24 protein-coding genes are annotated in these 23,289 nt (G+C 46.1%); 9 read left to right on the forward strand and 15 right to left on the reverse strand.

The window, feature by feature from the left end:
* Positions 1–2 precede the first annotated feature (2 nt).
* On the reverse strand, positions 3–395 hold the full coding sequence (locus ACH3Y6_RS04155; RefSeq protein WP_490834318.1) for a MerC domain-containing protein: 393 nt from the start codon (positions 393–395) through the stop codon (positions 3–5).
* A 111-nt stretch (positions 396–506) separates the two neighbouring features.
* Here ACH3Y6_RS04155 and ACH3Y6_RS04160 point away from each other — a divergent pair, with 111 nt between their 5' ends.
* From ACH3Y6_RS04160 to ACH3Y6_RS04170, 3 genes are all read left to right on the forward strand, one after another.
* Positions 507–1,166 carry an SCO family protein gene (locus ACH3Y6_RS04160; RefSeq protein ID WP_490834319.1) on the forward strand — a complete coding sequence of 220 codons (660 nt, stop codon included), beginning with the start codon at positions 507–509 and terminating at the stop codon, positions 1,164–1,166.
* 5 nt (positions 1,167–1,171) lie between these two features.
* Positions 1,172–1,591, forward strand: a complete 420-nt coding sequence (locus ACH3Y6_RS04165; RefSeq protein ID WP_490834320.1) for a Fur family transcriptional regulator — start codon at positions 1,172–1,174, stop codon at positions 1,589–1,591.
* A 205-nt stretch (positions 1,592–1,796) separates the two neighbouring features.
* Positions 1,797–2,771, forward strand: a complete 975-nt coding sequence (locus ACH3Y6_RS04170; RefSeq protein ID WP_490834321.1) for an NAD-dependent epimerase/dehydratase family protein — start codon at positions 1,797–1,799, stop codon at positions 2,769–2,771.
* 26 nt (positions 2,772–2,797) lie between these two features.
* Here ACH3Y6_RS04170 and ACH3Y6_RS04175 read toward each other — a convergent pair whose 3' ends face one another.
* Positions 2,798–3,745, reverse strand: coding sequence for a UDP-3-O-(3-hydroxymyristoyl)glucosamine N-acyltransferase (locus ACH3Y6_RS04175; protein ID WP_490834322.1), 948 nt, complete (start codon positions 3,743–3,745; stop codon positions 2,798–2,800).
* Between the two features lie 419 nt (positions 3,746–4,164).
* On the opposite strand from ACH3Y6_RS04175, the gene ACH3Y6_RS04180 reads away from it, so the two are divergent.
* From ACH3Y6_RS04180 to dctA, 4 genes are all read left to right on the forward strand, one after another.
* Positions 4,165–4,758: a pseudouridine synthase gene (locus ACH3Y6_RS04180; RefSeq protein ID WP_490834323.1), complete on the forward strand. Its 594-nt coding sequence runs from the start codon at positions 4,165–4,167 to the stop codon at positions 4,756–4,758.
* Positions 4,745–5,230: a GNAT family N-acetyltransferase gene (locus tag ACH3Y6_RS04185; RefSeq protein WP_490834324.1), complete on the forward strand. Its 486-nt coding sequence runs from the start codon at positions 4,745–4,747 to the stop codon at positions 5,228–5,230. Before ACH3Y6_RS04180 ends, ACH3Y6_RS04185 begins: the two co-directional genes overlap by 14 nt.
* A 164-nt stretch (positions 5,231–5,394) precedes the next feature.
* The gene (lysS, locus tag ACH3Y6_RS04190; protein ID WP_490834325.1) at positions 5,395–6,918 is read left to right on the forward strand and encodes a lysine--tRNA ligase; all 1,524 of its coding nucleotides are present in this window, start codon (positions 5,395–5,397) and stop codon (positions 6,916–6,918) included.
* A 102-nt stretch (positions 6,919–7,020) separates the two neighbouring features.
* Positions 7,021–8,280: a C4-dicarboxylate transporter DctA gene (gene dctA, locus ACH3Y6_RS04195; protein ID WP_490834326.1), complete on the forward strand. Its 1,260-nt coding sequence runs from the start codon at positions 7,021–7,023 to the stop codon at positions 8,278–8,280.
* Between the two features lie 139 nt (positions 8,281–8,419).
* Here dctA and ACH3Y6_RS04200 read toward each other — a convergent pair whose 3' ends face one another.
* The 7 genes from ACH3Y6_RS04200 to ACH3Y6_RS04230 all read right to left on the reverse strand — a co-directional run bounded on the left by ACH3Y6_RS04200 (position 8,420) and on the right by ACH3Y6_RS04230 (position 15,862).
* Complete coding sequence (locus tag ACH3Y6_RS04200; RefSeq protein ID WP_490834327.1) at positions 8,420–9,868, reverse strand: amidohydrolase; 1,449 nt, start codon at positions 9,866–9,868, stop codon at positions 8,420–8,422.
* An 18-nt stretch (positions 9,869–9,886) separates the two neighbouring features.
* A complete protein-coding gene (locus tag ACH3Y6_RS04205; protein WP_490834328.1) occupies positions 9,887–10,705 on the reverse strand; it encodes an SDR family oxidoreductase in 819 nt (272 codons plus the stop codon).
* Between the two features lie 38 nt (positions 10,706–10,743).
* The gene (gmk, locus tag ACH3Y6_RS04210) at positions 10,744–11,319 is read right to left on the reverse strand and encodes a guanylate kinase (protein ID WP_490834329.1); all 576 of its coding nucleotides are present in this window, start codon (positions 11,317–11,319) and stop codon (positions 10,744–10,746) included.
* A gap of 138 nt (positions 11,320–11,457) precedes the next feature.
* A complete protein-coding gene (locus tag ACH3Y6_RS04215; protein ID WP_490834330.1) occupies positions 11,458–12,042 on the reverse strand; it encodes a nitroreductase family protein in 585 nt (194 codons plus the stop codon).
* Positions 12,043–12,104: 62 nt separating this feature from the next.
* Entirely contained in the window at positions 12,105–13,310 is a 1,206-nt protein-coding gene (locus ACH3Y6_RS04220) for a sensor histidine kinase (RefSeq protein ID WP_490834331.1), read from the reverse strand.
* 362 nt (positions 13,311–13,672) lie between these two features.
* On the reverse strand, positions 13,673–14,983 hold the full coding sequence (murA, locus tag ACH3Y6_RS04225) for a UDP-N-acetylglucosamine 1-carboxyvinyltransferase (protein WP_490834332.1): 1,311 nt from the start codon (positions 14,981–14,983) through the stop codon (positions 13,673–13,675).
* 150 nt (positions 14,984–15,133) lie between these two features.
* The gene (locus ACH3Y6_RS04230; RefSeq protein WP_490834333.1) at positions 15,134–15,862 is read right to left on the reverse strand and encodes a DUF4290 domain-containing protein; all 729 of its coding nucleotides are present in this window, start codon (positions 15,860–15,862) and stop codon (positions 15,134–15,136) included.
* A gap of 386 nt (positions 15,863–16,248) precedes the next feature.
* On the opposite strand from ACH3Y6_RS04230, the gene pheS reads away from it, so the two are divergent.
* Positions 16,249–17,280: a phenylalanine--tRNA ligase subunit alpha gene (pheS, locus tag ACH3Y6_RS04235; protein ID WP_490834334.1), complete on the forward strand. Its 1,032-nt coding sequence runs from the start codon at positions 16,249–16,251 to the stop codon at positions 17,278–17,280.
* A 394-nt stretch (positions 17,281–17,674) separates the two neighbouring features.
* On the opposite strand, the gene ACH3Y6_RS04240 is transcribed toward pheS, so the two are convergent.
* Both ACH3Y6_RS04240 and ACH3Y6_RS04245 read right to left on the reverse strand, forming a co-directional pair.
* On the reverse strand, positions 17,675–18,313 hold the full coding sequence (locus ACH3Y6_RS04240) for a response regulator transcription factor (RefSeq protein WP_490834335.1): 639 nt from the start codon (positions 18,311–18,313) through the stop codon (positions 17,675–17,677).
* On the reverse strand, positions 18,285–20,150 hold the full coding sequence (locus ACH3Y6_RS04245) for a sensor histidine kinase (RefSeq protein WP_490834336.1): 1,866 nt from the start codon (positions 20,148–20,150) through the stop codon (positions 18,285–18,287). Before ACH3Y6_RS04245 ends, ACH3Y6_RS04240 begins: the two co-directional genes overlap by 29 nt.
* Positions 20,151–20,291: 141 nt before the next feature.
* Between ACH3Y6_RS04245 and recO the strand changes: the two genes are divergently transcribed.
* A complete protein-coding gene (gene recO / locus ACH3Y6_RS04250; RefSeq protein ID WP_490834337.1) occupies positions 20,292–21,029 on the forward strand; it encodes a DNA repair protein RecO in 738 nt (245 codons plus the stop codon).
* 39 nt (positions 21,030–21,068) lie between these two features.
* Here the strand turns inward: recO and ACH3Y6_RS04255 are convergent, their stop codons facing one another.
* Genes ACH3Y6_RS04255 through ACH3Y6_RS04270 form a run of 4 tightly spaced genes read right to left on the reverse strand, consistent with a single transcriptional unit; the run spans position 21,069 to position 22,925 of the window.
* Entirely contained in the window at positions 21,069–22,253 is a 1,185-nt protein-coding gene (locus ACH3Y6_RS04255; protein WP_490834338.1) for an amidohydrolase family protein, read from the reverse strand.
* A 3-nt stretch (positions 22,254–22,256) separates the two neighbouring features.
* The gene (locus tag ACH3Y6_RS04260; RefSeq protein ID WP_490834339.1) at positions 22,257–22,628 is read right to left on the reverse strand and encodes a helix-turn-helix domain-containing protein; all 372 of its coding nucleotides are present in this window, start codon (positions 22,626–22,628) and stop codon (positions 22,257–22,259) included.
* A 4-nt stretch (positions 22,629–22,632) separates the two neighbouring features.
* On the reverse strand, positions 22,633–22,824 hold the full coding sequence (locus tag ACH3Y6_RS04265) for a type II toxin-antitoxin system HigB family toxin (protein ID WP_490834340.1): 192 nt from the start codon (positions 22,822–22,824) through the stop codon (positions 22,633–22,635).
* The gene (locus ACH3Y6_RS04270) at positions 22,800–22,925 is read right to left on the reverse strand and encodes a hypothetical protein (RefSeq protein WP_490834341.1); all 126 of its coding nucleotides are present in this window, start codon (positions 22,923–22,925) and stop codon (positions 22,800–22,802) included. The genes ACH3Y6_RS04265 and ACH3Y6_RS04270 overlap by 25 nt, the downstream gene beginning before the upstream one ends.
* Between the last annotated feature and the right edge of the window lie 364 nt (positions 22,926–23,289).

Here is a 23,289-nt window from a genome sequence, read left to right on the forward strand (position 1 = left end):
AATCAGTGATTGCAGTCATCTGAATGTGCATGGTTATGTACCAGGCACATCCGGTGATTCTGAATATGGGCTGTCACAATAAAGATCACAGCCGGAACCAGAAACCAGTTACGCCATTCGTGCCAGGTCATTTTAGCCAGTAAACAGGCAATTCCTACCGAAAAAAGGATAAAAGGCAACCAGCTATGGTGGTGTTTTCTGAACCCATGGTATAAAGAGTATGACCCTACCAGGAATGCGATCCCGATCATCAGGTATTCAAACCACACATTTTCAATGATGTTGATCCCAAACAGGGGTAAGCTGGTCAGGAATAGGGGTAGCAGCGCACAATGAATGGCGCAAGCCAGTGAAGTAAAGATCCCCATTGCATCCCAGTCAATCTTTAATCGCATGACTGCGAAGATACGACAATGCAACATTGTTGCAAAATATTTGTTAGACTCTTCCCACAGTCCCCGGCATAAGCGGAATGAGGTGTAACTTTACACTCAATTTATCCTGTTATGAATAAGAAGTTCCTGGGTTATCTCCTGTTTTTTGTGGTATTGGTACTGGGTTTTTATTATTTCCTGTTCAAGGGTACCGACAAATGGAAAACCAAACTGGCTGTGATCAGCTATGTAAAACCCTTTCATTTTACCAACCAGGACGGTTTGCCGTTCACCGACAGGGATATGCTGGGTAAGGTAAGCGTGGTGGAATACTTCTTTACCACCTGCAAGGGCATTTGTCCCAAGATGAACAACAATATGAAAAAAGTATTTGAACAGTTCAAAAATGAGCCGGATTTCATGATCGTTGCGCATACCTGCGATCCGGAACGTGATTCTGCACAGCGGTTGAAAATATATGCCGACTCAATGAAGATCGATAACCGGAAATGGGTGATGCTTACCGGCCGTAAAGACAGCCTGTACCAGCAGGCCCGCAGTTCTTACCTGCTGGATGATCCGAAGAATAACGTAGAAAAAATAGAGGACCAGTTCATCCATACACAGTTCTTTGCATTGGTTGACAGGGACGGGAAGGTTCGTGGACAGATCTATGACGGACTGAAGCAACCCGAACTTGACCGGCTTGCCAAAGACATACGATCGTTGCTGGAGGAGAAATCGGGTACTGCCAATTTCGTGAATGGGTTGTTCAATACCAACCCTAAATAATTTGTATGATGTACAGTATTGTTGAGACCCTGAAGAAAAACCAGCTGAGCATTACCGACAGCCGGAAAAAGATACTGGAACTTTTTGTCCGATCAAAAACTGCATTGGCGCATGCCGATATAGAACATGAGAGCGGTACTGAATTCGACCGTGTAACCATTTACAGAACCCTGCAGACCTTTGTTGAAAAGGGGATCATTCATACTATCCCTACTGCTGACAATTCGGTGCGTTATGCTTTGTGCAAAGATGCCTGCGCCGGCGGTCATCACCACGATGACCATGTACACTTCATGTGCGATGATTGTGGTACAACCTATTGCCTGGATAATATCAGCGTACCCAAACTCAGCCTGCCCGATGGCTTCACCATTTCACAAACCGATGTGGTGGTAAGCGGCAAATGCAGAAAATGTCATTCGTGAATCGTGAATCGTGAGTGGTCAGTGGTGAGTGGTCAGTGAGAAGTAACAGACCGGCGCCCACAAACTGTAAGGTAAGCACGCCCGAATATTCACCATTCACAATTGACCATTCACAAATACTCCTACTCCCTACTCACGATTCACGACTCACGACGCGCCATTGTCATTGCCCATTCACTCCTTATCTTCGCATAAACACCTTTCTATGATTTTTATCACCGGCGCTAGTGGTTTGGTAGGTTCTCACCTGGTAAAGCAGTTAGTGAACGAGGGTAAAAAAGTAAGGGCGTTATACCGCAGTTCCATCCCCCATATTGAAGGGGGGCAGGGAGTTGATTGGGTACAGGGTGATATACTGGATGTAGTCTCTCTGGAAGAAGCCATGAAAGGTGTGGATGAAGTGTATCATTGTGCCGCGGTTGTTTCCTTCAATCCCGCAAAAAAACACCTGTTGCATAAAAACAATATAGACGGCACAGCCAATGTGGTGAATGCCTGCCTGGATGCCGGCATACGTAAGCTGGTCTTCGTCAGTTCTGTGGCTGCACTTGGGCGCATACGGCAGGATAAACCCATTGATGAGAGCATGAACTGGTCTGAAGAAACCAGCAACAGCGAATACGGTAAGACCAAATGGCTGGCTGAAATGGAAGTGTGGCGGGGTATTGGCGAAGGCCTGAATGCAGTGATCGTTAACCCGGTCATCATCCTGGGTGCGGGCGACTGGGAAAAGGGATCATCAGAGATCTTTAAATCGGCGTATGAAGAGTTTCCCTGGTATACAGAGGGTACCGGAGGTTTTGTGGATGTGGCCGATGTGGTGAAAGCCATGATCCTGCTGATGCAGAGTGATGTACAGGCGGAGCGTTTTATTCTTTGTGCGGATAATCTGCCTTACCGGGAAGTGTTTACGCAGATCGCCCAAAATTTTGGCAAACGTCCGCCGTATCGGAAAGTTACCCCACTCCTGGCAGCAATCGTATGGCGGCTGGAAGCCCTCAAAGCAAGGTTTACCGGTAAAGATCCACTGCTTACTAAGGAAACGGCACATACGGCTGCTGCCAAAGTACAGTTCAATAACAGCAAATTACTACAGCAGTTCCCACAGTTTGCCTATACACCTGTTGCGGATTCCATTAAACGCATCTGTGGAGAGTTGAAGCGGATACATGGTTTATAATGTATCATATACAGATTAACGATCTTTTATTTTTCCATCACTTTTTTCCACAGCTCAGGTATCCGTTTGATCCATACCAGTTCCCTTCTTTTAAGAGAAGCGTCTTCTGCCGGATAGCCGAAATAGGTCTTACCACCTTCCAGTGAAGAAGGAACACCACTTTGCGCCAACACTACGGCGTTGGCACCGATGGTGAGGGTCTTACTTACGCCAACCTGTCCCCAGAGGGTTACCCCGTCTTCAATAATGGTTCCTCCGGCAATACCTACCTGTGCGGCAAACAGGCAGTTTTTACCTACGGTGGTGTCATGTCCGATATGAACCATATTGTCCATTTTGGTTCCGGCACCGATACGGGTTTCGGCGGTCACACCCCGGTCGATGGTGCAGCCGGCACCGATTTCTACCTGGTCTTCAATCACTACGTTGCCGCAACTCTGCATTCTTTTATACCATACGGCTCTGTCTTTTTTGGTATTGTAATAGAAGGCATCGCTGCCGATAACACTGCCGGCCTGTATCACTACATTGTTCCCGATAATGGTATAATCAAGCAGAGAAACATTGGGGTGTATCACGCAGTTTTCGCCGATAACCACTTCGCGGCCGATAAAAACATTAGGCATGATCACGGTTCCTTTTCCAATGACCACATCATCGCTGATGGATTGTTGTGCAGGAGTAAACGGGCGGAAATGAGTAACGATCTTGAGATAAGCTTCAAACGGGTCTTTGACAACAAAAATGGTTTTGCCTTCCGGTATCTGTACGTCTTTGGTATTGATGATGATGCAGCTTGCAGCACTTTGTAAACACGTATCATAATATTTGGGATGATCAACAAATACCAGGTCGCCCGTTTCTACTTTATGAATTTCATTGATGCCCAATGCCTGTGCAGCAAGGTTGCCTGCTGCTTCTGCACCGATCAGGTCGGCGAGCCATGCTACGGAAACGGGTGCGGGAAACTTCATAACAATGTTTTTTGATAGAAATCAAAGGTAATATTCCTGGTTCAGCAGAAATTTTTTTTCGTGGTAAAACCCTGTTTCAGGGTGTGTTTCCGGCAATATTTTTTTCGGGAAAAAGATGAGCCCGATCTGCAAATCGTATTTCACTATCTTCTGAAATGCTTTGTTCATCAATGTTTCAGAGGATTATGTTTTTTAATCGGTGATAAGTATGTGCAGAAATACAGTTCAGCGGCTAAGTCATAACATACATCAATTGCTGATGCAATCCACATTCCCCGCCAAAATGTTAATAAAATTGTTTAAAAAATTTTTTGCTTTCGGTAAAAGTCTTTTTAATATTGTGTAGGGAAATTTATTTCCCGGTACTTACTAACCCATCCATATACAAAGTCTCGCTTCTGCGGGACTTTTGTTTTTCTATGAACCGCTACTTCATTATTTATAAACCGTACCTGGTACTATCACAATTTTCTGCGGACGATGGAAAGAAAACCCTCGCTGATTTTTTTGATGTGCCTAAAGATGTATATCCTGTGGGGAGGCTTGATCATGACAGTGAAGGCTTGTTGCTGTTGACCAACGACAAGTCTCTGAATCATCGTTTGCTTGATCCCAGGTTTGCCCACGAAAGAGAGTATTGGGTTCAGGTAGATGGCGCCATCACCGATGCAGCCATCAGGGAAATGGAGAAGGGGCTTACGATCAATGTCGATGGTAAATTATATCGAACGGCTTCCTGCAAAGCAACTTTGTTTTCCATGGTCCCGCAAGTGCCTGACCGTCATCCACCCATCCGCTTCCGTAAAGAGATCCCTGCACCCTGGATCCGGATGATTTTGACAGAAGGTAAAAACAGGCAGGTGAGAAAGATGACGGCAAAAATAGGATTCCCTACTTTGCGCCTGATCCGTTACCGGATAGAGGGGCTTTCACTGGGTACCTTAGAGCCGGGTGATATGCTTGAACTTAGCCGGGAAGAAGTTTACCAACAACTGTTTCATGACAGAAAATAATAAACACCACAGTTCCGCTTACGAAATCAGTACCGATCACAACAGGTTGCAGGTTGGCCTGATTCACCAGTATCTTTCACAGGATTCCTATTGGGCACTAAATATTCCGCTTACAGTTGTGGAACGTTCGCTGCAACATTCATTATGTTTTGGCGTTTATGGTCCGGACGGACAGGTTGGTTTTGCCCGTGTGGTCACTGACAGGGCCACATTTGCTTACCTGGCCGATGTATTCATTCTGCCCGGCCATAGGGGCAAAGGCTTGTCCAAACAACTCATGCAGACCATTCACGAACATCCCGATCTCCAACAGCTTCGCCGCTGGGTGCTTTTTACGCGCGATGCCCATGGCTTGTACGCGCAGTTTGGCTGGACACCCATACCGGAGGAGATGATACCCAGGATGATGCAACTGCATAACCCGGATATCTACGGGGAGGGGAACGGACGAACAGCGGTCAAAATCGGATAAAGATCAGGTTGTCAAATCCCATTACGCATCTGTTCCCTGTTCGTCTGTTTCATTAGCGAATTAGCCAATGATTCATCATTCACTTGTTCCTTGTTCGTCGGTTCATCATTCCCTGTTCTATATTCCCCTGCTGCCCGTATCTTTGCTGCTTTCAAAAAGCAAGTATGAGTCAAGCACATTTGTCTGAACAGGAGTTGATCCGCCGTGAGAAACTGGTTAAGCTGCAGGAAGCGGGTATCGATCCATTTCCGGCCCCTTTATATCCTGTAAGTCATTTTTCAACCGATATAAAGGATCAGTATTCCGAGGAAACCAAGGAGCAGTTCGCTGCTGTTTGCGTGGCGGGCCGTATCATGAGCATCAATGATAAGGGTAAAGTGTTCTTTATCAAAATACAGGATAGCAAGGGCATTATTCAGTTGTATGTGAAAAGGGATGATCTCTGCCCTGGTGAAGACAAATCTTTTTGGGATACCGTGGTAAAACACGGACTTGATCTTGGAGATATCATCGGGGTTACCGGTTTTGCATTCATTACCAAAACAGGCGAAACCTCTATTCATGCGCAAACACTTACCCTGCTTACCAAATCATTGAAGCCATTACCGGTTACGAAGAGAGACGAGGAGGGGAACGTATTCGATGCGGTGACCGATCCCGAATTCCGCTATCGCCAGCGCTATGCTGACCTGATCATCAACCCTGATGTAAAAGACACTTTTGTAAAACGGACCAAACTCATCAACACCATCCGCGAATTTTTGAATAGCCAGGGTGCGCTGGAAGTGGATACACCGGTATTACAGGCTATCCCCGGTGGTGCCGCTGCCCGTCCGTTCATTACGCACCACAATGCATTGGATGTTCCTTTTTACCTGCGTATTGCCAATGAGCTGTACCTGAAGCGACTGATCGTGGGCGGGTTTGACTGGGTATATGAATTCAGCCGGAATTTCCGCAATGAAGGTATGGACCGAACCCATAACCCGGAATTTACCGTACTGGAATGGTATACCGCCTACAAGGATTATTTCTGGATGATGGAGACTACCGAACAGTTGTTCGAGAAAATAGCCATTGCCCTGCATGGAACTACAGATGTGCCGCTGGGTGATAAGATCATCAATTTCAAAGCACCATTCAAACGTATCAGTATTCATGATGCGATTAAGGAGAATACAGGTATTGATGTCAGCGGGATGGATGAAGCCGGTCTGCGCGAGGTTTGCAAGCAACTCAAAATAGATGTGCCCGGCAATATCGGCAAGGGTAAACTGATCGATGAGATCTTTGGTGCTACCAGCGAACATACCTATGTACAGCCAACGTTCATCATCGACTATCCTGTTGAGATGAGCCCGCTCACCAAAAAACACCGCAGCAAACCCGGGCTGGTGGAGCGCTTTGAACTGATGGTGAACGGGAAAGAGATTGCTAACGCTTATACCGAGTTGAACGATCCGATCGATCAGCGTGAACGTTTTGAAGAACAGGCCAGGCTGATGGAAAGGGGGGATGATGAAGCCATGTTCATCGACCATGATTTCCTGCGTGCACTGGAATATGGCATGCCGCCAACTTCCGGTATCGGTATCGGTATTGACAGGTTATGTATGATGATGACCAACCAGGTATCTATCCAGGATGTACTGCTCTTTCCGCAGATGCGTCCTGAGAAGCTGGATTAGTAATAACCAAATAAAGTAGAAGTCCATAGAAGCTCCCTGATGTAAGGGTCAGCCTCTATGGACTTTTTTTGTAGATTGCCATACCAAAACTCCCCGTTGCCGATGAAATATCTAAAGGTTCTCTACGTACAGGTTATCATTGGAATTATTTTGGGGGTTCTTACCGGCTGGTTGTATCCTGCATTTGCACCTACCGCAAAACTGATCAGCGAGTCGTTCATCAATATGATCAAGATGGTGATCACGCCGGTGATCTTTTTGACTATCGTACTCGGTATTGCCGGAGCTGGTAACCTGAAAAAAGTGGGCAGGGTTGGTGGTAAGGGTCTGATCTATTTTGAAGTGGTCACCACTTTTGCCCTGATCATCGGACTGTTGGTGGCGAATATGTTGAAGCCGGGGGTGGGAATTGCTACCAATCATCTACCCAAAGAAAACCTCGATAAGTATACTTCTGCCGCCAAGGAGATGAACTGGGGTGAGTTTTTTTCGCATATCATCCCCACCAATATTGTTGACTCATTTGCCAAGGGTGATCTGTTGCAGGTGTTGTTCTTCGGCGTATTGTTCAGTGTGGCCATCACCAAGATGGGGAGTGGTGGCGCCAAACTGATATCTGTATTTGAGAACCTGAACAGGGCTTTTTTCAATGTGATCCATATTGTGATGAAGTTAAGTCCTATCGGCGCTTTCGGTGGTATGGCCTATACCATTGGCAAATTCGGTTTTGGCAGCCTGGCATTATTAGGAAACCTGCTGCTGTCTTATTATATAACATCACTGCTGTTCATTTTTGTGGTACTGAACCTGATTGGCCGTTATTATGGTTTCAATGTTTGGAAACTGCTGGTGTACATCAAGGAAGAGCTTCTGATTGTGCTGGGTGCCAGCAGCAGCGAAGCGGTTCTGCCCAACCTGATGGAGAAACTGGAAGCTGCAGGGTGCGAAAGATCTGTAGTGGGTTTGATCATTCCCACGGGCTACAGTTTTAACCTCGATGGAACCACCATCTACCTGAGTATGGCCACTATTTTTCTGGCGCAGGTATTCGATATCAATCTTACCCTGGCACAGCAGCTGACCATTATCGGGGTACTGTTAATCACCAGTAAAGGAGCAGCCGGCGTAACTGGCAGTGGGTTCATTGTTCTTACCTCCACGCTTACGATCTTAAAAGTGATACCGCTGGAAGGACTGGCACTCCTGATCGGGGTGGACCGTTTTATGAGTGAAGGAAGAGCCCTGACCAATATGATCGGCAATACCATTGCCACAGTCATCATCGCCAAAAGTGAGAAAGCGATTGATATGGCTAAATATAAGCGGGTGGTGGAAGGGAGGAGCGTGAGTGGTGAGTGGTGAGTGGGGGAATAATTTGGCAATGGTGAATGGGCAATCGTGATTCGTGAATTGGGATATACGCAAGAAAAAGGGGGAGCTGGATGCTTCCCCTTTTTTAGTCTATCAATACTTTCTGAACTCCCTACTCACCACTCCCCACTCAGTCCCTGTAATTCAATGCGGGTTTTCTGTCGCCCAGGAGGGCTTTGTATTGGTAATCTCCTCTGGATTGTTTGAATTCTTCTTTGGCTTTGGTGATCAACGCCGCATCTGTGAACAGGTCGATGGCAGTTAGTGCCATGGTTTTGGCAGCTACCATCATTCCTTTGGCGCCGATATCTGTGCCGTTACAGGCTACGGCCTGCCAGCTATGTGCGGCGGTGCCGGGTATCCAGGTGGCTGCTTCCAGGCCAACGGTGGGTACGGCATAACTTACATCCCCTACATCGGTAGAACCGCCACCGGCATCGATCACTGGTTTTAGGGGAGCAATGGTTGCTGCTCTTTCAATGGCAGGTGACTGGTAAGAGAAAGAAGACTGTATTTTCTTACCGAACTCGATCTCAGAAGCGGTGTAATTCACCCCGCCAACTTTCTGCAGGTTCTGCTGCATGGCTTCTGCCAAAGTACGGTTAATGAGCAGATCGTGTGTGCCACCAATGATCTCATATTCTACTTTGGTGTCTGTGCCCAGGGCTGCACCTTTGGCAGCTTTGGTGAGCCTGTCGAACACACTCACCACCCATTCTCTTTTCGGGTGACGCACATAATAGAACACTTCTGCAAAATCGGGCACCACATTTGGCGCTTTGCCACCCTGTGTGATCACGTAGTGGATACGGGTTTCCTGGGGCACATGTTCACGCATCATATTTACCATATGATCCATGGCTTCCACACCATCCAGTGCGGAACGGCCTTTTTCTGGGGCCATGGATGCATGGGCGGATAAACCATAGAAACGGAATTTGGCCGATGTATTGGCCAGGGCGCTTGTCATGGTAACGGCATTCACATCAGAAGGATGCCAGTGTACAGCTACATCCACGTCTTTGAACAATCCGGCGCGGACCATGTATACCTTGCCACTGCCACCTTCTTCTGCAGGACAACCATACACGCGGATGGTGCCCTTCAGTTGTTTACTTTCGATCAGTTTCTTGATCTCGATACCGGCAGCAACAGAGGCTGTGCCGAACAGGTTATGGCCACAGCCATGGCCTGCATCCACTCCTTTGATCGGTTGTTTGCCGGGAACTGCTTCCTGCGACAGGCCGGGTAAAGCATCATATTCCGCCAGGATGGCGATCACCGGCTGACCACTGCCATAACTCGCCACAAAAGAAGTGGGTATATCGGCAACACCCGCCTGTACAGTAAAGCCATTGGCCTGTAAGGTTTGCTGCAGCAGGGCAGAACTTTTCTGTTCCTTATAACCTACCTCAGCATAGTTCCAGATCTGTAACGCAATGTTTTTATAATCGTCGTACCTGGCGTCTATGTTCGTAATGGTGTTCTGTTTCAACAATGCAGTTGCATTGGTTCCTTTCTGGGCATATAATACCAGAGAGACTGCGCAAATGACAGCAGTAGATAAGATCTTTTTCATGCAAGTAATTTCAAAAAATTAAACAAACAGGTCGCGGTAGAGTTCGGCGCCGGGTACCACAGAATATTTACTCAGGTCTGTGATGCCTTCGGCTGCCATCACTTCTTCGTCAATAAAGGTGTTGCCGGTGCATTGGGCAGCAGGTTTGCTGAGGATATGGTATACGCAATCGGCCAGTATATCGGGTGTGCGGCTCATTTTGGCAAGCGCTTCACCCCCCAGCAGGTTTCTTACGGCTGCCGTATCGATGGTGGTCCTGGGCCATAAAGCGTTGGAAGCGATACCGGCGCCCTTTAATTCAGCCGCCCAGCCAAGTGCCAGCATGCTCATGCTGTATTTGGTAATTGTGTAGGCAATATGGCCGCCCATCCATTTGGGATCAAGGTTAACAGGGGGTGATAATGTGATGATATGCGGGTTCTTTCCTTTACGCAAATGGGGGATGCAGTATTTGCCCATTAAGAAAGTGCCGCGTACATTGATGCTCTGCATCAGGTCGAAACGTTTGGTTTCTGTCTGTTCGGTCGGGGTCAGCTGAATGGCTGAAGCGTTGTTGATGAGCACATCGATACCACCAAAATGGTCTACCGCTTTTTGTACAGCAGCCTGTACCTGGTCTTCATGGCGGATATCGAGTTGTACCGCCAGTGCTTTTCCGCCCGCTGCTTCTACTTCTGCTGCTGCAGAAAAGATGGTGCCACCCAGGCGGGGATCTTCTTCCACGCTTTTGGCAGCGATCACAATATTGGCGCCTTCCCTGGCCAAACGTAAAGCCATGGCTTTACCGATACCCCTACTGGCGCCGGTAATGAATACGGTTCTGTTCTGGAATGACATATGCAATTGGTTAGACACCCAATTTCAGCAAAACCGGCTTACCAACCTAAGAAATCTTTGATCACCTGTTCGGTTTCGGCGCAGGCTTTGTCAAGATCCTCATTCAGGATGGTTTTGGTAAAATGGTGATTGAAAGACATTTCATAGCTGGCTTTGTTCACCCTTGTTTCCAGGCTTTCCGGGGTTTCGGTACCCCGGGCTTCCAGCCTGCGCCTGAGTTCGGCCACTGATGGGGGCTGTATGAAGATAGACAGGCAATCGCCTGCAAATTGTTGTTGCACATGTATGGCGCCTTTTACATCAATATCGAGCATGGGTACCTTGCCCTCGTTCCAGATACGCTCCAGTTCGGTCTTTAGTGTGCCATAGTATTTTCCTTCGTATACCATTTCCCATTCAATAAACTCATTGGCATCTATCTTAGACTTAAAATCAGCTACATTCAGGAAATGATATTCCACTCCGTCTTTTTCGGTACCGCGCGGTGCACGGGTAGTGGCAGAAATTGAAAAAGACAAACGGGGATATTTACTGATCAGGTATCGGGTAATGGATGTTTTGCCCGAACCAGAGGGAGCGGTGAGTATGATCAGTTTGCCATGTGTTGCAGACATGCGATTGATTTGCGCAAAGAAACAATATTATGGTGAATGGGCAATTGGTATTCATGAGTCATGAGCGGGAAAGGACTTTGTTGGGGGAGGCTGACCCCTGGATTCACCATTGCCTATGCACTACTCACAACTGACGACTCACGAATGCCAACTCACTTTTTCCTCCAGCGGTATCCTGCGCTGACCATCTTTGGCGGGTTCATCGGTATAACCGAGGAAGAGCAGCCCCATGACAATATCCTCTTCACCAAGGCCCAGGTATGTTTTCATGGATGGGTCATGGGTCATGCCGCCGGTACTCCATAAAGCGGCAATACCCAGTGATGCGGCGCCGAGCAGGATGTTCTGCATGGCGGCGCTTACCGCAGCGATCTCTTCCAGTACAGGAATACTGTTGTGAACACTCCGTTTCATATACACAACAATAATGTGCGAGAGGCGGTCACCCTGCTGTTGCAGTTTTTCATATTTAGCATGTGTGAATTTCTCCGGATCGGTACCATTTCTGTACAGCTCGGCATGATCCCGGCAGAATTTCCCAATAGATTCCTGTTCATACACAATAAAACGCCAGGGCTCAGTTCGGCCATGTGTAGGCGCCCAGTCGGCAAGGATCAGCAAACGCTGGATAAGTGCATTGTCTATCTTTTTTCCATTCATATCAGAAGGTTTTACGCTTCTTCTATGCTGGATGATGCTTTGTAGGGTTTCAAATGTGTTCATACTGCAAAAGTAGAATCTTCTGCAGGGAATCAATAACGAAATGCGGTTTGTTTTACCATGCTTTACATGGGGATCTTGAGAAAGACAGTTGTACCCTTGTCTATCGTACTTTGTATCTGCAGCTGCCCGCCGATTTGTTTCATGAAATCCTTGATCAGGGTAATGCCCATACCACTGCCTTTTTCATCATTGGTGCCGAATGTACTCACAACACTGTCTTCTGTACTGACGATCTTATTGATGATCTCCTGCGACATGCCCACACCGGTATCGCTGATGGCTACCTGGTGATAGGTTTCGGACACATCGTTGTATATCGTGATCTGTCCATTGTGTGTGAACTTGTTGGCATTGCTGACCAGGTTCCGGATCATGAACCGTAAGATATTCGGGTTGATGGTAATGGTAGCGGTTTTATTGACCCGGTTGATCAGCTGGTTGTTTTTAGATTCGGCACTGCTCCGTATCTGTTCAAACTCCTGATTAACGATTTCTCTCAGGTTCACTTCCTGTTTCACAGATTTTTCCTGCATTTCTATCGAGCCCCAATCGATCAGGTTGTTGACCAGGTTATAGGTGGTACCGATCTGTTTGGCAAAAATGGAAATCAGCATTTTTCTTTCCTCTTCAGAAACCTGTTCAGATTCCAGCATCTGAAAAGCTGATAAAATCGAACCGATCGGTCCGCGGATATCATGCACGATCACTGAGTGCATTTTTTTCTGCAAGCGGTTCTGTAATTCGATTTTCTGCGATTTTCTTTCCAGCTGCTTACGGGTTATTTTCAGGTCAATGAGTTTGGCCAGGTGATTACCCAATAATTCCAGTCCCTGTAATTGTTGTTTGCTGAGCAGGTAAGGATTGGGATTGGCTACACAAAGCATACCTATCTGGTAACCCTGCCGGCACAAAAGCTGTACGCCGGCATAGTATCTTTTTTCCGTAGGGACAGTGTCAATGGGGTTGTCAAAAAAATGGGTACCCCTGAGGGCTTCTTCTACCACCGCAAAATCATGGTCCAGCAAAATATCCGTTCCGGTAAATGTGATCTCTGCCAGAGGAGCAGTTTCTTCTATACCCGCTTTGAACCTGAACCATAGCTGCGTTCTGTCGATCAGGGAAATCAACGATACAGAGGAATTGCAAATGATGCCTGCTAATTGGATAATCTGCCCGAATTCGTCTGTCTGTTGCGTTTCAGGGAACTTGATCTTCTCTGTTTCTTCTATCCTTTGAGCGCTATCCGTGAATATGGGAGCCTGTTTCATGGTATTGGTTTTACCTGTGAATGGAGATTAACCTGTATTGTACAGGTTACGGATATTGGCTACTGTAAAGCTCCAACTATTCATCAGCTCTGGTAATAGCTCAAAAGCAGTTTAGTTTGTAGTCGGTCTACTACGATTTAGGGAGAGAGGCTGTCGACAGTATCCGGGATGTATCAATGCCGTATTTTCCGGTTGACTTCATGAATATTAGCGTTTTCGCGGGATTTTTTTCTGTGTAGTAGGTTTGTATAAGCACTACATATGCAGAACATAAAAGCATAAATACCTGATTGCCAATTCAGAATCACCAAGCTGGTACTGATTTGGTGGTGTGGTACCGTCGATTATCGGAAAGTAGCCTGTCAGGCGGGAATACGTTTGATATCTGCACCGAGGTTTCGCAGGCGTTCATCAATATATTGGTAACCACGGTCTATCTGTTCAATATTCTGGATCACACTTTTTCCTTCGGCGCTTAAGGCGGCTATCAGCAATGCCTGTCCGGCCCGTATATCCGGGCTGCTCATCGTAATGCCACGTAAATTGTTTTTTCTACCCAGTCCGATCACGGTGGCGCGGTGGGGGTCGCAGAGTATGATCTGTGCACCCATATCGATCAGTTTATCGGTGAAAAATAAACGACTTTCAAACATTTTCTGGTGCACCAGTACACTGCCCCTTGCCTGTGTGGCCACCACCAGTACGATACTTAACAGATCCGGGGTAAAACCCGGCCAGGGATGATCATAGATGGTAAGGATACCACCATCCAGGAAGGTTTGTATTTCATAAATATCCTGTGCGGGAATATAAATATCATCTCCTTTGATGTCGAACCCGATGCCCAGTTGCCTGAATTTTTCCGGTATGACTCCCAGGTGTTCCACGCCAGCATCTTTGATGGTGATCTCGCTTTGTGTCATGGCGGCGAGACCAATGAAACTGCCGATCTCGATCATATCGGGTAACATGCGGTGCGTGGTACCCCCCAGTTTACTCACACCTTCTATGATCAGCAGGTTACTGCCAATACCCTGAATTTTGGCTCCCATGCGGGTCAGCATTTTGCACAACTGCTGAATGTAGGGTTCACAGGCAGCATTATAAATGGTGGTGATACCTTCTGCCAGAACTGCTGCCATTACAATATTGGCGGTCCCTGTAACAGAAGGTTCATCCAGCAGCATATAACAACCCTTCAGTTGCGGGGAAGATAATTTGAAACAGCCCAGTTGCTCTTCATATTCATATTTTGCACCCAGTTTTTCAAAACCAATGATATGCGTATCCAGTCTGCGCCGGCCAATTTTGTCGCCACCGGGCTTGGGTATATACGCCCTTTTGAACCTGGCCAGCATTGGTCCCGCAAACATTACACTACCCCGGAGCCGCCCCCCCTTTTTGCGAAAACTGTCTGATGCCAGGTAATCCGCATCTATATCATCTGCCTGGAAAGTGCAGGTATGCCGGTTGCTACGGGTCACTTTTACACCAATATCAGCGAGCAGTTCTATTAACAGGTTCACATCCAGTATATCGGGGATGTTGGATACGGTTACAGCTTCTGAAGTGAGCAATACCGCCGACAAGATCTGTAAAGCCTCATTTTTTGCCCCTTGCGGAACAATTTCTCCCTTTAGTTTTTTACCGCCGATCACTTCGAATGCGTTCATGTTGGTTGCAGGTTTGTGGGTTTCCCGTTTATTCTCCGGTGAAGGTCACGCGGTTGAATAAACGCAATAAAAAAGCACCGGGAATTTCCGATGCCTAAAAATATCTTTTTACTGCTAAACGAATAGCAATTGTATGAATAAAAAAGTAAACTAGTAACGCTTCTTGAACTGACCGCCACGGCCTTCCTGCCTGTTACCATTATTACTTCGGTTACCACCCTGATTGCCACCGCCGCGGTTGCCACCCTGTGATCTGCCGCCGCGGTTGTTATCGCGCTGACCACCCTGGCTTCTTCCGCCGCTGCGGCCACCAAAATTCTGCTGCCAGCGTCCACCACCACTTCGGGGATATTCGTCACGCTCAAAATTCTGGTTGCGGTGTTTAATATAAGGCGTGTTACTGAATTCAAGCTGCCCGCCGGTAATACTGTTCAGTTCGGTGCGGATGGTATCATCGTGCACCAGCTCTTTGTGCCAGTTGCTGTATGCCAGCTTCATATAATAAGCTATGGCATGGGCAAAACCGGCTTTTTTCTCCGGATCCTCTTCCTTCAGTGCCTTATCAATAACTACTTCCAGGTTCTTACCCAGGTGCGCATACTTGGGATGACGCTTAGGGTAAGGCAGCGGGTCGGGTTTTTGCTTATAGGTTTCTTTCTGGGGAATGGGATAGGGACTGTCCACATCCAGTTTAAAATCACTGATGAAAAACAGGTGGTCCCAGAGTTTATGCCTGAAGTCTTCTACATTCTTTAAATGGGGGTTCACAAAGCCCATCAGCTCAATTACATACTGGGCCTGCTGCTGTCTTTTTTCACGATCCTCAATGGTCAGCAGGTATTCCACCATCTTTTGTACATGGCGGCCATATTCCTTCATGCCTAGGTAATTTCTCTCGGTATTATATTCCATAATTTGTACGTCTACAGTAGCAAATGTAAAGTAATCAGCACAGATTGGCTATGATTTGGGGCAGGAAGGATAGGATTTTACAGTATTTTGGCCTGTTTTAACGATCCGGAATGGCGGACACCTCTCTTTACCAGCTGGTGAATCAATGGCATCGGTTCTTGTGTCACTCACTTCAGGGTTCGGGGCGGGGTCAGCAGTTTTCTTTTATAAACCATAGGAATCATACCGAAATCATATCCAATCTGCGTATGGAGCTATAATTTTACGGCTATTCCGGACTTGGTAAGCGTTTCCCCTTGCAAATCATAGGAATCATACCCAAATCATATCCAATCTGCGTTTATCTTCGCAATATGGAACAGTTAGTACAACAGATCGAAGCCTACCGGCAGGAGATCGCGGCCGCTGAGGCAAATACCCCGGAAGCGGTAGAAGAATTCCGTATCAAATACCTGGGTACCAAAGGATTGGTAAAAACCATCATGGGCGAAATGCGTCATGTGCCCAACGAGCGTAAAAAAGAGTTCGGGCAGGTATTGAACGATTTCAAACTGTTTGTAGAAGAAAGGTATGCATTACTGAAAGAAAGCAATAGCGGGGGGGCAGTAGCCGATACCCTGAAAATAGATGGGAGTTTGCCCGGCGATCCTGTTGCCGTAGGTGCCCGGCATCCGTTGAATATTGTGCGTAACCAGATCGTGTCTATATTCAAACGACTTGGTTTTGCGGTGGCAGAAGGTCCGGAGATTGAGGACGATTGGCACAATTTCGGTGCTATGAACCTGCCCGAAGATCATCCGGCACGCGATATGCAGGATACGTTTTACATCAATCAAAACCCATCCTGGCTGTTGCGCACACATACCAGCAGCGTACAGGCAAGGGTAATGGAAACGCAGAAACCACCGATCAGGGTGATCTGCCCGGGTAAAGTGTACCGGAATGAGACCATCAGTGCAAGGGCACACTGTTTCTTTCACCAGGTAGAGGGTTTGTATGTGGATGAGAACGTAAGTTTTGCCGATCTGAAACAGACCCTGTACTTTTTTGTGCAGGAAATGTTTGGTAACGATGTAAAAGTGCGTTTCCGGCCCAGTTATTTCCCGTTCACGGAGCCCAGTGCCGAGATGGATATCAGCTGCCTCATCTGTAAAGGCGATGGCTGTAATATTTGTAAACATACCGGTTGGGTAGAGATCCTCGGAAGCGGTATGGTGCACCCCAATGTACTGGAGAACTTCGGGATTGATCCGAATAAATACACCGGATTTGCCTTCGGTATGGGGGTAGAGCGGATCACGCAGCTGAAATACCAGGTAAATGACCTCCGTCTTTACTCGCAAAACGATATCCGTTTTCTGAAGCAGTTTACCGGGGTGGTTTAAACGTTTATAAATACTTACACAAGGTTTATTGGTCACGATAGGAGATGACGGCAGCTGCCAGCTATCGTATGTGCTCGGCAGGCAGAACCTATAGGAGATAAAACACAATAAATACCCACTATTAGGTATTTGCCCCGATCCTCTGCCAGGATAGTTTTGCCTTCATAAAATTCAATGTATCCAAATGAGCATGTTCGTGGGTTTACCTGTGACCGGCTCTACGTTATTGAGATGCCTGTTACCAGTTTGATACAGGGCAGTGAGATCGGTCTGACCATGATTGATGCAAAAATTGAATGTAAAATAGGTGCGAAGGTTAATAGACGTCAGTAAATGACATAGTCATAAGCCTTATGTATTCCTATCAGGTATCCCTTCGGGGGAGGGGATACCTTTATAAAATATTGTGCTGTTTAGCAAAATTTACGAGGCCGGCTACATTTTTAACGCTTAGTTTTTTCAGGATATTCCTGCGGTGTGTGTTCACCGTAAGTTCGCTTAGAAAGAGTGCAGAAGCGATTTCTTTGGTGGTCATTTCCTGGCATACCAGCCGGAGAATCCCCACTTCACGCTTAGTAAGCTGGTATTTTTTCAGGAACTCATCAAAGTAATAAGAATTCTCGGTTATGACAGGAGACTCTTCCATTTGCTGAAAATAATATCCGCCGGATAACACCGTACGGATGGCATCCCGCAATTCATTGGCAGAAGAATTTTTTGCTAAATAACCGTCTGCCTGCATTTTTTTGACCTTGTTAATCAGGTCGGGTTGCGAATAATTGGATAAAATAAGCACTTTGATCCCTGGAAACTCCTGTTTGATTTTTTCAAGGCATTGTAGTCCGTCATACCCGGGCATATTCAGATCCAGTAATACGAGATCCGGTTTTTCACGTATTACCGCATCGATCAATTGATGACCATTCTGTGCGGTTGCCACAATATCCAATAATGTATCCTCTTTCAAAATTGACTGTACCCCTTCCAGCATGAATTGATGGTCGTCAGCCAATATGAGCCTGTTCTTTGTCATACACAATCGGAATTTCTATGGTTATAATTAGTCCTTGATTTTTGTCGCTATCAATTGCCATCGTGCCTCCGTAATAGGACACTTTCGACCGGATACCTGCCATGCCAAGTCCTTCACCTGTTGTGTGTGTATCTGTAAGCCCTATACCATTGTCTTCTGCCACTATAGCGAATACATCCTCATATTCAGATATCTGTAATAATGCATGCGTAGCTCCGGAATGTTTGGCTATGTTATTCAACAGTTCATATACGATACCATATAGGGTCAGGTAATATTGTTCCAGTCTGGCTTCGTATGTATCAAAACCTATCACTTCCACCTGTATGTTTATCCTGCCGGAGGCATTGAATATACTGACCAGTTTGTCAAGTGCGCTCCTGAATCCGACCTGGGTCAGCATAACAGGACTTAAGGCGTGACTCAGGCTTCTCACCATACCCGATACGATCCCTATGGCTTCTTCTGTTTTATCAAACTGAGTGGAAACATCGTGCTGCAGGAATACCTGTTTTTCCCTGATCGAAGCAAGGTTGAATTTGATGCCTGATAAGAGAGAGCCAACCACATCGTGCAACTGGCTGGCAATACGACCCCGCTCTTCCTGTTGAACCTGCATCAATACTTTTGTGTTTTCCTTTTGCTGCTGGTTTAGTGTGGTCAACAACGCTTCTTTGTCCAGGCGATAGCGATTGAACCGGTATACCAATCCGATGGTCAGAATAATGGTTTCTACCACATAACCGAAAGCAAGCCCGTAATGACTAAAGAAATAATCGAAACGGTTAAGACTACCAAGGGAAAAGGATATTTGTAAAACGGCAGAAATCAACAGGATCAATTGGGCCACCAGGTAAAAGGCTGCCAGTTTGTTTCCGCGGAAACTGGCAATGATCAGAATGATAAAAAAAACAATAATATACAGCAGGGGTATGATGGGAATGATATATTGGAGGTATAGCCACCAGTCATTCAGCTGATTCTGATCGTTGAGACAAAGGATGAGGATAATACATCCTGTCAATAAGGAGTTCATCCACTTTAGAATGTTCAGGTGAATCCGGTTTGTAACGCCACCAATATATCTCACCAGGAATATGGAAGCGAAAATAAGCGGAAGGATTACGAACACGGGCCTGGCTTTACTTGCAAACCATGGCATGTTGGGCCAGAGGTATTCAAAGCCATAACCTGCATTAGATAAAACCCATAACCATCCTGTAGCTATGTATAGAATATAATATAGGTATAGTCTGTCTTTTTCAATGATAAAAAGATAAAGACCGAAGATGATGAGCAATAGCAGCATTCCGGTAAAAAGGAAGAGAATTGTTTTGGTACGCGATTCTTCCTGTAATGCCTGTTTGATATCTGTAAGGTGATAGGATAACTGCAGAGATTCATTCCGTTTATCTATTTCGACCAGATAAATTCCTTTTTGGCTGATTGGAAAGTAAAAACCGGTGGTTTCAATGGGTCTTTGACGGAAAGGATAATAATCACCCGTGATCCATTGTGTCTGAATATTGCTGTCCGCAACAAAATAAAAACGAATGCGATTGATATGGTGATGGCCAATGTATAGCAACATTGAATCTGCCGGTTTTGCAGAAGGGTTCTCATAAATAAGCCAGTAGATTGAACGTGTAAAACTTAGGTTCTTTCCTTTTTCAGGAGCTTGTTTTATCGTATGCTCCCTGAACAGTTCTAATATATGCTGCGGATTGGAATGGGAGGAACTGTCTTCGTACAGGTAAAATTGCGGAGTGCTGTTTTGTGCCAATAGCCTGCTCCCTTGCAAAGCAAAAAAGAATAGCAGGAATAAAACAATACGCATGGATAATGGGATCAGAAGGTGATCACAAATATAGAGCAGAACGCGTATATAAGATGAGTTGACAGGAACTGCTTTGGTAAGCCCTCTGGCAACGGAATACCAGATAGCAAATACTCGTTATCTTCACCCATCAATCATCGCATGATCCACGCCACCAAAGGTATTGTGTTACGAACGGTTAAATATGGTGATACCAGTATCATCACTAGCGTCTATACAGAGCTGTTCGGGATACAGAGCTATATTGTAAAAGGGGTACGTCAAAGCAGTAAGACATCTTCGGGGAAAGCCGTTTTTTTCCAGCCCTCTGCCATACTTGACATGGAAGTGTACCACAATGAACAGAAGCAGCTGCAATTTATCAAGGAATACCAATGGGCGTACCTGTACGAAAAAGTGCTGTTCGATGTGGTCCGGAATGCAGTGGCCATGTATGTCATCGAATTACTGCAGCATAGTCTTAAACAACCTGAGGCTAACCCTGAATTGTTTTACCTGATCGAGGATACACTGAAACAGCTGGACAAGGGTAACGACACCCTGACCGGTAATCTTCCTCTTTATTTTACGCTGCACCTGGCCGGTGAATTGGGTTTTCAATTGCAGGGTACCTACAGCCAACAAACACCGGTGTTTGATCTGCAGGAAGGATTGTTCACAGCGGAGATACCCACGCACCCGTATTACCTGGAAGGAGTTATGGCCAGGACCACATCAGATCTTGCCAGGCTGCAGTTCTATAATGACCTTGAAGGGCTTACCCTTAATCGGAATATCCGCAGGGAATTGTTGCAGGCATACCAGACGTTTTTATCACTGCATATTTATGACTTTGGAGAAATGCGGAGTTATGCGATTTTGCAGGAGATACTTGCGTGATAATGAGTGAATGAGTGGGTGAGTGAATGAGTGAATGAATCAAAGGAGTCTTTGCAGGGTGGAGTGGGAGTTGATTTGTTGGTTTGCTAACTGCTGGATCAGTATGATGCCAGGTTGTTTGCCTTTTTCAAAACTTCCCAAATGATCTTCCATTTGCAGAGCTTTAGCGCCGTTATAAGTGGCCCATTGCAATAGCTCGGCCAGCGGAATCTTGGGGAAAAAGCGGGTAATGGTTTTTAACTCATCAAGAATGCTAAGGCTATGGTTGCTGGCCAGGCTGTCAGTGCCAATGACCAGATTGGCCTGTTGGCTGCGAAACAACTCAACAGGAGGCAAAGCCTGTTCAATATATCGGTTGGCATTGATGCAGATGCACCAGTTTACATCTGTTGATCTGTCGGTCGCAAACCTGAGATCGGACTCTTTGGTGAATGTATTGTGTACCAGTAACTGCTTTCGGGCCGGCATCATTTTTTCAAAATAGGATTGCAGGCTGCTTTTGCCGGTAGGTGCAAAGAAAGCTGTATCAATATTCATCAGACCATACATCCGCATAAAATCACCCTTTTTGGATTCAAATAAGCTGTCTTCAAAGCTGGTTTCCTGGTTGTGTATGGTTACGGTCTGGTTATGGAAATGAGGTATCATCAGATCCCACAATTCATTGGAAACAGAATAGGGTGCATGGGGGGCCAGCGTGTTCCGGAACCGGCTGTCTGCGGGTTGTAGTTGCTGAAATGCCTGGTAAACCTCTAATGATCTGTTGAAACGGGCCTCTGCCGCCTGGGGTAACCAGCCGGTCAGTTCAATAAAATTGTAGTAAGCCAACCGCTGTTTTGCTTTTTGGGCGAGTGTGAGGGAATTGTTACAGATATCACCTACAGCCACAATACCATTGCCCAGCATTTCGTCTTCGGCTGTTGCTATCGCATCCAGTATTTCTGCTTCAGGGAAATGGCGTTCGTTCACGATCCGGAACACAAAATCAACCAGTCCGGTTTTTTCGGGTATGCGACCGCGTAGATGACTCAGTTCAAGGTGACAATGGCAGTTGATGAAACCGGGACTGAGCAGCCCGGAAAATCGTTGAACATTTTCTCCGGCTTCGTGCTGGTCAACAATGGCTTCAATGGTTCCCTGTTCATCGGTGATCAATACTTTCTCAGGGCCGAGCATCTCGGTTCCGGTGAAAAGCTGGGTGGCCTGGAATTTCTGGTAGGACAAAATTTACTGGAGTTTGTATTCTTTGATCAAAGCCTCTGCGGGTATGCGGAGTAATTTACTGAATTTACGGATCATGGTCAGGGATAATGCCTGCTTGTAATTTAAAACCTTGCTCACAGTTCCTTTATCACCATAGGCTTTTGCCAGGTCGGCGGGTTTGTAGCCAAAATCTTCCATCCGGATCTTGATGAATTCGATGGGGTCCAATTCGGGAAGCATAGAATTTCTTTTTCCATAATCATCAATCAAAAAGGCAAGTAGCATTTTTTCTTTGTGATCAGGAGATTCTCTTGTGGCATATTTGACTTCCTCGAATCGTTCGCATGCTTTTCGATAATCCAATTCATCCTCTAGCAGGTACCATGCAATTTTCATAAAACTAGATTGTTGTTGCATCAATTTTATCATATTCATTATGAGAACCGAGAAATCTCACATTTATAATCCCATCTTCATAATCAAGCTCAACCACCAGGCGATAGGTATTGTGTAAGATCTCAAATCTTGCTCTTTTATTGGGTAGCATTTTGGCATTAGGGAAATCCTTTACACATCCTGGTTTTTCTTCCACCTGGCTTCTTCTGTTGCTTTTCGCCAGGCAGAAAGGCTTTTCCTGGCATGAGCATGTCGCTTCGCGAAGTTTTCAACAAGCATTGGATTGATGATCTTCATATTACCGGGTTATCGTTGCATTGCACGATTCCGGTCAGTAAAACTCAATCGCACCATCTAGGTGACAGAAAGACCGGAAAAGTATAAAAAAGTTGGTAAAAGACCAACTTTCGCAAAAATATTCATCTCACCGCTTGTCATGAAGCGTATTTGTACGCAGGGATGGTTGTTTTTTCACCCGCTAAAAGGGTTGGTAGGGTTGAATTAGGCAGGCGGGCGGGCCTATAATGCTGTAAGTTCGTAGGTTTCAGCATCCTTTGAAATTAATCGATCAAAATTATTATTGTAAATCAATTAGTTGTGAGATATCGATCTGAAATACTTTTGAAAATCCTTGGAAAGTTGGCCGGGTTGGGTCTACCTT

The sequence above is a fragment of the Sediminibacterium sp. FW305-C-269 genome, from assembly GCF_058231045.1.